5 protein-coding genes and 3 pseudogenes are annotated in these 13152 nt (G+C 48.0%); all 8 read right to left on the bottom strand.

Annotated features, from left to right (window positions below; genetic code table 11):
* Positions 1 to 669 precede the first annotated feature (669 nt).
* Positions 670 to 2046, bottom strand: a pseudogene (gene rlmD / locus JCM11969_RS14405) (23S rRNA (uracil(1939)-C(5))-methyltransferase RlmD).
* Positions 2047 to 2119: 73 nt separating this feature from the next.
* Entirely contained in the window at positions 2120 to 3157 is a 1038-nt protein-coding gene (locus tag JCM11969_RS14400; RefSeq protein ID WP_054712216.1) for a diacylglycerol kinase, read from the bottom strand.
* A 536-nt stretch (positions 3158 to 3693) separates the two neighbouring features.
* Positions 3694 to 5114 (bottom strand): annotated as a pseudogene (gene gatB, locus JCM11969_RS14395) (Asp-tRNA(Asn)/Glu-tRNA(Gln) amidotransferase subunit GatB).
* Positions 5114 to 6583 (bottom strand): Asp-tRNA(Asn)/Glu-tRNA(Gln) amidotransferase subunit GatA, encoded by a 1470-nt coding sequence (gene gatA / locus JCM11969_RS14390; protein ID WP_054712215.1) that lies wholly within the window; start codon positions 6581 to 6583, stop codon positions 5114 to 5116. Before gatA ends, gatB begins: the two are co-directional and overlap by 1 nt.
* Complete coding sequence (gatC, locus tag JCM11969_RS14385; RefSeq protein WP_054712213.1) at positions 6570 to 6896, bottom strand: Asp-tRNA(Asn)/Glu-tRNA(Gln) amidotransferase subunit GatC; 327 nt, start codon at positions 6894 to 6896, stop codon at positions 6570 to 6572. Before gatC ends, gatA begins: the two co-directional genes overlap by 14 nt.
* Before the next feature lie 618 nt (positions 6897 to 7514).
* Positions 7515 to 8657, bottom strand: coding sequence for a CamS family sex pheromone protein (locus tag JCM11969_RS14380; protein ID WP_082409399.1), 1143 nt, complete (start codon positions 8655 to 8657; stop codon positions 7515 to 7517).
* A pseudogene (gene ligA, locus JCM11969_RS14375) lies at positions 8644 to 10711 on the bottom strand (NAD-dependent DNA ligase LigA). Before ligA ends, JCM11969_RS14380 begins: the two are co-directional and overlap by 14 nt.
* Positions 10712 to 10732: 21 nt before the next feature.
* A complete protein-coding gene (gene pcrA, locus JCM11969_RS14370; RefSeq protein WP_054712211.1) occupies positions 10733 to 12991 on the bottom strand; it encodes a DNA helicase PcrA in 2259 nt (752 codons plus the stop codon).
* Positions 12992 to 13152: the final 161 nt, after the last annotated feature.

Below are 13152 nucleotides of genomic sequence, written 5' to 3'. Positions count from 1 at the left end.
CTCAAAACGTTTGATAGTCATATAGGTTCGATGAACTCCTTAAAATTGGCAGTGATGAATTGACGGTTATGATATCGCTTTTTCATCGACTCCAAAGGGCGTTCACCAGGTCCCTAAACCTGACGCCAAGTCGTGCCATCCTATCCGAAAGTCTCAAGTACTGACAACTAAGTTCCAACTTCAGTTATCTAAATTTGATCCCCACATTGGTCCCCCGACCAATATGAGGTTTAAATTTTGACTTAAGATTTACGATGTGCTGAATTAAACTTAAACAACATTTAATTAACGATTTGTATGTTAGACGCTATCTGTATGAAATGCAAGCCCCCATTTTTCATGAAAGTCATTTTGTAATCTTATCTTGCAAGGACTTGTGAAAACTGATAATGTGCAAATAACACGCCCGGCAACGATGGAAACGAGTGCAGTTTTCAGCAGATGCTCATATTGTTAACCATTTTAAATACAAGTTTATTAATATTACATTTATATTACAGTTAGAAATTATTGATTATTTTTAACAGTTTCATTAATGTGTTCTATTAATGTGCATGATTAATCACGACTATTTTCTGAATTAAGCCCAACAAAAAAGACCATTTTTTCTCATTAAAAGAAAAATAGTCTTTATTTGAATCCTAACTAAACTATATATTTACAGAATTCTTATTTATCTATTCTGTTTAGCACAGTAACAGATTCAACATGCGGTGTCTGTGGGAACTGATCAACTGGCTGAATTGGATCAGCCACAGCGTACCCTGCATCCGCAAACCGTTCGATATCGCGAACCAGCGTGGCTGGGTTGCAACTCACGTACACGATTCGTTCAGGTGCCATCTGACTGGCACTTTCAATCAACGTCTCGTCTAACCCCTTACGTGGCGGGTCAACAACGATCACGTCCGGCTTAAGCCTTCTTTTTGCCACTTAGCCATTTGATACTCAGCCTTGTTGGTTTCAAAGTGGGTGTTGTCCAGCTTGTTCAGCTTGGCGTTCTTCTTGGCATCTTCCACAGCGGTTGCCACAACTTCAACACCGTAAACCTCCTTCGCATGGCGGGCCATTGCAAGTGAGATCGTTCCGATACCACAGTAATCATCGATAACAGTCTCCTCCCCCGTCAACTGAGCCTTTTCAATAGCGAGGTCATACAGTTTTTCGGTCTGTTGCGGATTGACTGATAGAAGGACTGGGCAGAAATTTCAAACTTGTTGCTCAGTAACTTATCGGTGATGGCTGGTTTCCCTGACAGCACCTTGGTCTTTGGTCCCATAATAACGTTGGTTGGCCGGTTATTGATGTTTTGGACCACGCTCACGACAGTTGGCAAGGCCTCACGAATCGCTTCAGCAATCGCTGGACTGTTTGACAACTTCGTCGAGTTGGTGACGATGCAGACCATCATTTCATCATTGTAGTACCCCTGACGAATCATGATGTTTCGAATCAAGCCACGGTGGGTGCGTTCATCATAAGGTATGAGCCATTGTCCCGCAAAATATCGCGGACAACGATAAGTGCCTTATCGATCCGTGGGTCTTGAATGTAGTAATCTTCCAGCGGCACAAGCGTGTGTGAATGTTGACGGAAGAAGCCGGTTTCGAGCTTACCGTTAACCAAGCGCACTGGAATCGTTGCCTTGTTGCGGTAGTGATACGGCTTATCCATGCCAATTGTTGGCAACACATCAATGGCCAACTTGCCCTTTTGCAGCAAGTTTTCAATCTGGTGTTGCTTGAAACGCAATTGTGCGTCGTAGGTCATGTGCTGCAAGGGGGCAATGCCCGCTTGCGCCAAACGGCGGTCCTTGTCACTGGTGTCCACCCGGTCAGGTGAGGTCGTCAGATGGTCAAGAACGCGGCCGTAACCGAAGTTCTTACCGACCTTCGTCACAACAAATTTCACCTTTTCGCCGGGTAGTGCGTTGCCGACGAACAGAGAATAGTTGTCAATTTTAACGACCCCGTTCCCCTCGTACGTCAAGTCCACAACGTCAGCGGTGTATGTTTCATTTTTTTCTACTGGTGCTTTTTCTTTCATGTATATACTCCATAACTAATAAAAAGGATTTTACTGCCTTACGTATCATACAGCAAAATCCCTCAAATTCATACTATGATTGTTCAGAATCGTCATCTTGTTCAGGATCGCGCTCGTCTTCCGGCAAGCCGCCGACCCCTTCAACGAACTTCCGCTCAGCTTCAATGTACTCCGGACTCTCTTCTTCAACAGCATCGTCTGGAATATCATCAAGGTTCGCAAAAAATTCAATGTGTTGTTTCAAATCGGTAAACGTCATTGGTGCATCGCCACCATATTCACCATCAAGGTTGATCATGATGCGTGAGCCATTCACTGGTTTGACGTTAACCTTGCTGACCTTACGATAGATGATCTTAGGGTCATTGATGTGCTTACCGCCATTCAGAACCATGGTGATCAGTCGCATGATTTCAACCAGATTACTGGTCTTCACAATGATCATGGTAAACTTCCCATCGTTTAAGGAAGCATCCGGCACGATCTGTTCAAACCCACCAATCGAATTGGTCAGGGCGAGAAAGAACATCGACGCCTTGCCCTTATAATCTTCACCGTCATACTTGAGATCCATTTCAAACGGCTTGATCCGAGGAAGCAATTCTGCCCCCTTGACCAGGTAGGCAAGGTAGCCAAACAGCGATTTTAATTCAGATGGCACATCGTACGTGAGCTCCGTTAAGCGTCCACCACCGGCAATATTAACAAAGTAGTTGTCAGCTGCCAGACCAATGTCCATCTTAATTGTTTGTTGCTTGAGGACCACTTTAGCGGCCGCCAGCGGATCTTCGCGAGGAATATGCAACGCACGCGCGTAGTCGTTTGTCGTTCCCGCAGGAATAATCGCCATCTTTGGCCGTTTTTTAAGCCCTGCGATCCCGTTAACAACTTCATTAATGGTCCCGTCACCACCAGCTGCAACAAGCAGTTCAAACCCGTCTCGTGCAGCCCGGTTTGCTTCGTCCCGCGCCGAATTTGGCGCCGGCGTGGTCGCAAAGGCGCTGGTTTCATAGCCAGCTTGTTCAAATACATCTAAGATATCGATCAAATCCTTCTTCAGCGCCTCACGCCCCGAAGACGGGTTATAGATCACACGCGCCCGTTTACGCATTATGGTTCCTCCGTCGTTCTTGTATCTTTTTACTTGATGTTTTTTACTAGGACTGTTTACTGCCGCTGCGTTTCGCTGGTTGGCCCTGCAGGCTGCAGTGGGGTCGCTACTGCCTGCAATGCCAACCAGCTACACTTCGCTACTTAAGTGAGAATTGACCACCACGATATCAGTCACAGAAACCTGTCGTCTCAATTCGTGGCGCCAACGACTGCATGCTTGTGGAAAACGCCACTCTTAATGTCGATTCGATTCAAGAGCGGATCTCTCTTCAAACCATTCTTAGCTCTATTTAAAAGCTTAAGCAACATTAACAGCAAGCTCACAGTGAGTGAAATGCAGCGATTTGGCACGGAGCTGTGGTGTCGACATCAGTTAGCGACCGTATTTTGGTCGGTTACTGATGTGCGAGTCGATGGAGATCCATTCAGATGGCGCAAGGCGACAGCTGAATTAGCTTCATCGCGAGCCACTTCAGCTCCGTGCCAAATTGCGGAATGCAACAGTCTGATTACGTCACGCTTTAAAAGAACAGTTTACTTCTTCAAGGAAGCCAGCAGCAACTTGTTAACCACTTGTGGGTTAGCCTTCCCGTGGGTCTGCTTCATGATTTGACCAACCAAGAACCCAACAGCACGGTCCTTCCCATTGTTGAAGTCTTCGATGGATTGTTGGTTGTTGGCCAACACGTCATCATGATGGGTTGTAATTGAGCAGGGTCTGATAATTGAACTAAGCCCTTCTCTTCGACAAAGGCCTTAGGTTCCTTACCCTGAGTAATAGCCTTAAAGACCTTCTTCGCCATCTTAGATGAGATGGTGCCGTCATTGATCAACTTGACCATGCCAGCCAGGTTTTCAGGTGTCAGCTCAGTATCTTGCAGATCAGCGTGCTGTTCGTTCAGATAGGCGTTAACGTCCCCTTGCAGGTAGTTAGATGTTAACTTCGGATCGGCACCCAACTTAACGGTGGCGTCAAAGAAGTCTGACATTTCCTTAGTCTGGGTGATGACCATGGCATCGTAGTCGGTCAGGCCAAGCTCGTTAATGTAACGTTCACGACGCTTCCCTGGCATTTCTGGCATTTCGCCCTGAATTTCGTTAATCCAGTCGTCAGAGATATCAAGGGATGGTAGGTCTGGTTCTGGAAAGTAACGGTAATCGTCTGAGCCTTCCTTGACACGCATCAAAATCGTTTGACCAGAAGCTTCATCAAAACGACGGGTTTCTTGTTGAATCTCGCCGCCGGACATCAAGACACGTTGCTGGCGTTGTTCTTCAAAGGCCAGCCCTCGGCGCACGTAGTTGAAGGAGTTCAAGTTCTTCAACTCTGTCTTCGTCCCAAACTTGTCGGAACCGGCTGGGCGGATAGAAATGTTAACATCGACACGCATCGACCCTTCTTCCATCTTCACATCAGAGATCCCAGTAAACTGGATGCGTTGACGTAAGGCTTCCAAGTAAGCATACGCTTCATCGGGTGACGCAATGTCTGGCTTCGACACAATTTCGATCAACGGGGTACCTTGACGGTTAAGGTCGACGTAGGAATAGTCCCGTTCATGGGTGTTCTTCCCAGCATCTTCTTCAATATGCATTTCAGCGATCCCGATTTTTTTCTTCTCGCCGTCGACTTCAACTTCAAGCCAGCCATCGTGGCCTATTGGGGTATCCGCCTGAGTAATTTGGTAGGCCTTTGGGTTATCAGGATAGAAGTAGTTCTTCCGGTCAAAGTGCGGGTGCTGTTCGACTTGCGCATGCAGGGCCAAAGCAGCCATGATCCCGTACTTCACAACGCCCTTGTTGGTAGATGGCAAAACGCCTGGATAGCCCCAGTCAATGACGTTGGTGTTACTGTTTGGATCGTCCCCAAATTCAACGGGGGAAGGACTGAAAATCTTAGAATTTGTCTTCAACTCAACATGGACTTCAAGCCCAATCGTTGTTTCAAAGTTCATTAGTTTTTACCCCCTGCGTTTGGTGTTTGTTTGTGAAAATCGGTAGCTTGTTCGAAGGTGTAAGCTGCCTTGTACAGCGTTGTCTCGTCGAATGGCCGACCGATCAGTTGCATGCCGACTGGCAACCCGTTTGAGAAACCGGCTGGAATGGACATGCCTGGTAGTCCAGCTAAGTTCACTGGAATCGTTAAAATATCGTTCATGTACATCGTCATCGGGTCGTCAACGTCTTCACCGATCTTGTAAGCTGGTGTCGGCGCAACGGGTCCCATGATGAAGTCGTGATCCTTTAAAACGTTTTGGAAATCGTTGATGATCAGTGTCCGAACCTGGGCAGCCTTCTTAAAGTAGGCATCGTAGAACCCAGCAGACAATGAGAACGTCCCCAGCATGATCCGGCGCTTCACTTCGTCGCCAAACCCTTCGGAACGGGACTTGACGTATACGTCTTCAAGACTCTTGGTGTCATCAGCACGATAGCCGTAACGAATACCATCAAATCGTTGTAGGTTTGAAGAAGCTTCAGAAGATGAAATGATGTAGTAGGCCGCAACCCCATACTTGTTATGTGGCAGCGAAACCTCGTCCACTGTCGCACCCAGTTCGCGGTATTTGTCTGCAGCTGCTAAAATGGCATCCTTAACATCCTGGTCGACCCCTTCGCCCAAAAATTCCTTAGGCAGGCCGATCTTCATGCCCTTCACGTTGGTGTCGGCGTTTAAGTCGGCAGCAAAGTCAGGAACGTCCTTGGTTGAGGTAGTCAAATCGCGTTCATCATGTCCGGCAATGGCAGACAGAATCAGCGCGTTATCTTTAACCGTCCGCGTGATCGGTCCGATTTCATCCAAGCTTGACCCAAAGGCAATCAAACCCCAACGAGAAACACGGCCATAGGTCGGCTTCATGCCGACCACGCCGTTGAATGAAGCGGGTTGGCGAATCGAACCACCGGTATCTGAACCCAGCGCAGCAACCACTTGGCCAGAAGCCACAGCAGCTGCTGAACCACCTGATGAGCCACCAGGAACGCGGGTGTAATCCCAGGCGTTTTTGGTCGTTTTAAAAGCAGAATTTTCGGTTGACCCACCCATGGCAAATTCATCCATGTTAGTCTTGCCGACGTTGATCATGCCGCTTTCGTTGACCTTCTTAGTCACCGTTGCGTCATAAATTGGCTTGAAGTTTTCAAGCATTTTTGAGGCAGCAGTGGTCTTGAGGCCCTTAGTCACAATGTTATCCTTGATGGCAACGGGAATCCCAGACAATAAATTGTCCGCATCGATACCTTGCGCGTCAAGTTCAGCTGCCTTCTTCAAGGCAGCATCTTTATTTAAGTTTAAAAAGGCTGCAACGTCAGCATCGGTCGTATCGATGTTGTCAAACGTGGCCTTGGTTAAGTCGGTTGCACTGATCTTCTGATTAACGAGGTCGTCGTGAAGAGAAGTCAGATCCTTATCAAAATAATTCATACCTATCTTCGTCCTCGCTTTCGTCAATAATAACGGGCACCTTGATGTAGCCATTTTCAGCCTCTGGTGCGTTTGCCAGCAATTCGTCTCGCTGACCCCAGTTATCAGCAACGTCCTCTCTCATGACGTTGATCTGGTCGCTGACACTCGAAGTGGGTTTGATCCCATCCGTATCAACTTCGCTTAACGTTTCAAATAATCCAATAATGTCGTCTAACTGCGTCGTAAAGTACTTCAGTTGGTTATCATCTAAGGATAACTTGGCTAATGAAGCGACGTGTTGAACTTGGTCTTGGTCAATTCGACTTGTCATCGATTCTCCTTCTTTCAAAAGAATTTCTTTTATTCACGATAAGGGTAAATTAACGCTACACTAAAATATTTTAACACATTAACTCGCAGATTCTTGAGTTATTTTCAGTTTATGGTTAAGTTTAGAAAAATCATATAACATGGTGGTGTGCGGGTGAAATGATCGGGTGTTTCTAAAATAATTTTTGTTTGGAGCCATCTTTCTAAGCCATTTTGAAGAGAAGTTTATCGCTGGAATGCGGTGCGCTTCAGTATTAATAGTTATTTCAGTAAAAAGAAGCCTAGAGACTTTGGTCGTCTCTGGCTTCTTTTTGGCTCATTTGATATGTGATTTGTTGCTTTCGTTGGTGTAGCGCTTGTGCTGCAAGGTGACTTCGTTCAGAACTTTGATTTATGGTCTTTCTTGGTCACTGTGCTGAAACGCGCTCCACAAGGCAGAGGCTCCTGCCTAAGCCAACTCTGACACAAATGCCAAGTTCAGGCATTTCTGGTCTTTCTTGGCCTCCGTGCCGAAACGCGCTCCACAAGGCAAGGGGCGGCCATGTAAGAGACTCTGGCAAAAATACCAAGTTCAGGCATTTCTTTTCTTTCTTAACCGCCTTGTTCCGCGCTCTGCTCTCTAATAACTACTAAACACATGCGAATAAAACGACTTCCCACTCGAAGTTCGACTCAGGAAGCTTTGGATCCCCTCCGTTGACGACACCGTGATGTCAACTGGGGCACCGCTTGGCAGATACTTTTCAGCTGCCTGTTTCAGATACTGGGTAAAGCTGATAATTTCAGTTTCACTATAGAACTGTGTCGTAATTGAAATGTTCATGCCTGTCAGCTGCTTATCCGTGTATTGCGCCTGGGCGGTCACACCCGCAACGTTCGGGAAGAAGTTTTCAATCTGACTCTTAAAGTTGGTAAAGTCGGTCTCATCGTTTGAGTTCCCAACCTTCGCGCTCGATGACGTCGTTGGGTAAACGTAGTTCTTCACGCTCACCGGTGTCCACGACTTCACAGACGTTGTCCCGGCCTTGTTGACCGAGTAGGCAAAGAAGGTCCCACCCACTAGGCTGTCATCAGAGGCTTGCTTGTACAATGCAATGGTGATCGGCACGTTCTTCAGTGCCTTCTTTTGACGCAGACGTTTTAGCACCCGGTTTGCAATAAGCTGCCCTTCCTTTTTAACTGTCGCATTACTAATGTCAGTTTGGTAGGTCGAGCCATACGCAGTTTTGGTGTAGTAGTCAATTGAATTCAGTCCAAGACCAATGGTGACCCCGGATAGTTTCAACTTCTTACCGCTTTCAGTCAGGTAATCCTGTTCTTCCATTTGTTGGAGGTAAATTGGATTCCGCTTAGTTGGACTTGTTGACCCGTTGTTAACTGGGTTGAGCCCCGTTGGATTGGACTTTGATTTTCGTCCTAACCAGTTTGTGACAGTGCTTGTTGAGAGGTATTGCCCCTCTTGGAAAACGTACTTGTTGGTTGAGAACACTTTTTTAGAAATGTTTAACAGCCCTGATTCAAAACTCTTCAAATTGTAGGTATTGTCGTTTTGCGACACGTTAACGCCCCGAGCCTTACTGGTGCGGTAACGGCCGTTTTTAATGACACCCTGATACTGGCCAGCACTGGCCTGGCCTGTGAGTTGCGTCCCTTTGCTGGACGTCGTACTCGTTGACGTTGTTCCAGTGCTGCCTAAGTTACCACAGGCGCTCAGCAACAGACCGCAAACGGCCATGGCGATGACTGCCTTAATTCGTTTCATCACGATTTCCTCCATTTTCATTTGCTGTGTCAGCGCTCATTTCACTGGCAAATCTTGCCTCGTTCCAAACCGGCACTGACAAGGACTGGGCCTTGGTGAGCTTGCTGCCGGCATCTTCGCCAGCAATCAGCAGGTCCGTTTTTTTAGAAACGCTGCCAGTGACCTTGGCGCCTGTGCTTCAAGCCATTCTGTTGCTTCTGGTCGGCTCATCTGCGTCAGCTTGCCCGTCAAAACAACGCGCTTACCGTTGAAGAACCCATCAGCGTTGGCTGGTTCAGCTGGTGCACCGGTATAGGTCATGTTGACCCCAAGCGTTTTGAGCTCGTCGATCAACGTTTGCACATCCGCATTTTCAAAGTAGGTCACCACGCTATCAGCAATGGTATCACCGACTGACGCAATGGCAGCAATCGATTCTTCATCCGCAGCCATTAACGCGTCAATGTCGCCAAACTCAGCTGCCAGCAAGCGGCCCGCCTTGGCACCAACGTGACGGATACCCAAACCCAATAACAGCCGTTCCAGCGAATTATCCCGACTATTATCGATCGCCGTCAACAGGTTTGTAGCCGACTTCTCGCCAAATTTATCAAGCGTGACCAGCTGGTCAAACGTGAGTCGGTAAAGGTCAGCAACATCCGTCACGTACGCCTTTTCAAACAGCTGTTTAATGATTCGCGGTCCCAGGCCATCAATGTTCATCGCATTTCGTGAGGCAAAGTGATTTAACTGTTCTGCCAACTGGGCTGGACACTTGGGATTGATGCAGCGCAAGGCAACTTCATCATCAAGGTGAACCAGCTCAGCGCCGCAGGAAGGACAGTGCGTCGGAATCACGTAAGGCGCACTGTTGGGATCACGTTTAGCGGCAACGAAATTCGAAATTTCCGGAATGATATCGCCCGCTTTATGCAACAGCACGGTATCGCCGACACGGATGTCCTTTTCAACCAGGTAATCCGGATTATGCAAGGAGGCCCTTGCCACCGTTGTGCCAGCAAGTTGGACCGGATCCATGACAGCGGTCGGTGTGACGACCCCGGTACGGCCAACGGTCCACTCAATATCACGCACAATGGTTTGTGCTTCTTCTGGTGGGAACTTGTAGGCAATCTCCCACCGTGGATCCTTCACCGTTGCACCGAGCGCCCGTTGCCGCGGCAAAGAGTTCACTTTGATCACGATGCCATCGATGCCATACGGCAGGTCATCTCGTTTGCCCGTGTATTCAGTGATAAATGCAAACACATCATCAAGTGACTCAGCCACCCGATTTGTGGGATTGGTCGTAAACCCAAGTGACGTCAGTTCTAACAACATATCACTCTGAGTCCGCGCGTCAATGGGATCAAAATCGGCGACGTTATACATAAACGTGCTTAATTTCCGGTCAGCGGTCACCCGTGAATCCAACTGCCGCAAGCTACCAGCCGCTGCATTTCTGGGGTTCGCAAAGACTGGCTGGCCCTCAGCTTCCCGCCGTTCGTTCAACCGCATAAACGAGTCCTTTGGCATGTAGCACTCACCACGAACTTCCACGGTTAATGGGCGGTTGAGTTTTTGAGGAATTGAGGGAATCGTTTTAAGATTCTGCGTAATATCCTCACCGATCACCCGTTGCCCCGCGTCGAGCCCTGGACAAGCAAGCCGTCTTCGTACCGTAACGAAATCGCTAACCCATCAATTTTTAATTCACAATTATAAGCGATTCGGTCGTCCGCATCCGCTTGAATCCGCTGATCAAAGCCAGCCAGTTCGTCCTCTGAGAAGACATCCCCCATTGAAAGCATGGGAATGTCGTGCGTTACCTTCGTAAACCCGGTCAGTACTGACCCGCCAACGTTTTGGGTTGGTGAATCCGCTGTGACCAGGTCCGGGTAGGTCGCTTCAATGGCCACAAGTTGGGCATACGCTGCGTCGTATACGTGATCTTCAACATCCGGCGCATCGCTCGTGTAATATGCTTGACCCCAGGCAGTTAACTGCGGCCGTAACTGTGCGGCCAGAGTTGCTGCCTCATCCTTCGTTAATTGATCCACTGGTTTGTCTGCCATGACGATCCGCCTCCAATATCATTACACCCGTTCAATTGGGGCAAAGGCGGCCAAGAGTCGCTTAACCCCTTCCTGTGGAAAGGCAATGTCAAGTTCCATGTCTTCCCCAGTCCCCGTTACCTTGACCACGGTTCCAGTGCCCCACTTTTTATGCGTCACTTTATCACCAATGGTCCAACTGCTCTTTTCAGCACCGGTCCCAGAATTAACCACTTCCGCCTTGGAACGCGTGTTGCGCCGCGGTGTCTTGTAGGCTGATTGGGTTGCACCAGCAGTTCGCCGGTCAAACGGTGTTTTCAATGGTTGACTGGATTCGCCAGCAGCCACTTGATTCTTGTTATCCAGTTTATCTGGACTGATTTCTTCAATAAAGCGTGATTCAGGATTGCGTTGGACCCGCCCGTAAAGCAAGCGGGAGTATGCGTTTGAAATAAACAATTTCTTCTTAGCACGCGTGATACCAACGTAGGCTAACCGCCGTTCTTCTTCGAGTTCGTCATTATCCGCCGCTGATCTGCTTAGTGGGAAGACGCCCTCTTCCAACCCAATGAGAAAGACGACCGGAAATTCCAGTCCCTTGGCGGCGTGCAGCGTCATCAACGTGACCTGAGCCGGTTCTTCCTCAACATCATCCTGGTCAGAAACCAGTGCCAAATCGGCTAAGAAATCAACGACTCGGTCGCCAGAATCACTCTCTTCGGGATCGAACCCGTCATCAAACTTCTTGGTCACAGAAAGAAATTCCTCGATGTTTTCGATGCGCGTCTCAGCTTCGAGGCTCCGTGAGGCCTTTAACTGTGCCATATAACCGGTCGTATCAAGAATCTGTTCCGTTAATTCGGTCACGGTACTTGTTGAGACCATTTCACGTAATTTCATAATGGTGGTCGCAAACCCGCCAATGGCACTGCGGGCACGCGAACTAATGCCGTTTAACACGTCAACGTTTTCGGCTGCTTCCATTTCAGTCCAACCATTTTCATCCGCAAAATCACGCAGTTTGGCTAAACTACCGCCACCAATGCCCCGTTTAGGTTCGTTAATGACCCGTTCCAAACTGATCGTATCAGCAGAATTAGCCACCAGCGTAATGTAGGCCAGTAAGTCCTTAATTTCTTTACGGTCGTAGAACTTGTGTCCGCCGACAATCGTGTATGGCACGTTCGCCTTGACCAGCGTTTCTTCCATGACACGGGACTGCGCGTTAGTTCGGTACAAAATGGCGAAATCACCATACTGATACTGTTGCTCACGCATGAGGTCTTGAATGGACGCCACCACAAAGCGGGCCTCGTCATTTTCGTTTTGCCCACGGTAATAGGTGATCTTGTCACCCTCACCATTTTGCGTCCAGAGGTTCTTATCACGCCGGTATTCGTTGTTTTGAATCACTTCGTTCGCCGCGTCCAAAATGGTCTTCGTTGAGCGGTAATTTTGTTCCAGCATGGTCACGTGAGCGTTTGGATAATCACGCTCAAAGTTCATGATGGTTTCCATGTTGGCACCCCGCCAGCCGTAGATACTTTGATCCGCATCCCCGACAACGCAGAGGTTTTTATTCTTTTTGGCTAGTAAATTCACCAACGTATACTGGGCATCGTTGGTATCTTGGTATTCATCCACGTGAATGTACTGGAACTTATCCTGATAAGACTCAAGAACATCCTGATTTTCCTGAAACAGTTGAATCGTCAACATAATCAGGTCATCAAAATCCATGGCCTGATTTTGCTGCAGCGACCGTTGATAATTGTCGTAAGCTCTGGCAACGATCTCATCAAACGGTAACCCGGCCTCCTGAGCAAACTGCTTCGGCGTTTTTAATTCATTTTTAGCGTTTGAAATTGCGGATAGCACGGAACGGGGATCAAATTTCTTGGTGTCCACGTTCATTTCCTTGAGCACCCGCTTCATTAAGGTGCGTTGGTCACTCGAATCCGCAATTGTAAAGGCTCGGTTATAGCCTAATTTATCAGCGTGTGACCGTAAAATACGCACACACAAGGCATGGAAGGTTGAGGCCCAGACTTCATTGCCGTCAGGTCCTAATAATCCCACGATTCGTTCGCGCATTTCACGAGCGGCTTTGTTGGTAAACGTGATGGCCAGAATGTGCCAGGGCATCACGTGCTTTTCTTCGATCAGGTAAGCGATTCGGTGTGTTAAGACCCGCGTCTTACCACTACCGGCCCCAGCCATGATCAAAAGCGGGCCCTCCGTTTGCATAACGGCCTCTTTTTGCTTGTCGTTTAATTTAGACACTAAGCTCTGCTCTGCCACGCGAAATCCAATCCTCTCCATTTAGTAATAGTCGGCTTTTATTATAGCAAATATTTAACGTAAAGGTGATAGTCATATGTTGAAGTTCAGGTTTATTTAAAGATTCAGAGAGTGGAAGAAGGCGCTTAAGGGGCGGCCATGTAACGGACTCTGAACCAAAA

It is taken from the genome of Secundilactobacillus paracollinoides DSM 15502 = JCM 11969, from assembly GCF_001311135.1.
Classification (GTDB): domain Bacteria; phylum Bacillota; class Bacilli; order Lactobacillales; family Lactobacillaceae; genus Secundilactobacillus; species Secundilactobacillus paracollinoides.
The sequence above is the reverse complement of the archived record's forward strand: the minus strand, read 5'-3'. Positions and strand labels throughout refer to the sequence as shown.

Excerpts from the sequence above, each read along its gene's own strand:
- JCM11969_RS14400 (WP_054712216.1), bottom strand. The coding sequence starts at position 3,157 with ATGCGTAAACGGGCGCGTGTGATCTATAACCCGTCTTCGGGGCGTGAG.
- gatA (WP_054712215.1), bottom strand. The coding sequence starts at position 6,583 with ATGAATTATTTTGATAAGGATCTGACTTCTCTTCACGACGACCTCGTT.
- gatC (WP_054712213.1), bottom strand. The coding sequence starts at position 6,896 with ATGACAAGTCGAATTGACCAAGACCAAGTTCAACACGTCGCTTCATTA.
- JCM11969_RS14380 (WP_082409399.1), bottom strand. The coding sequence starts at position 8,657 with ATGAAACGAATTAAGGCAGTCATCGCCATGGCCGTTTGCGGTCTGTTG.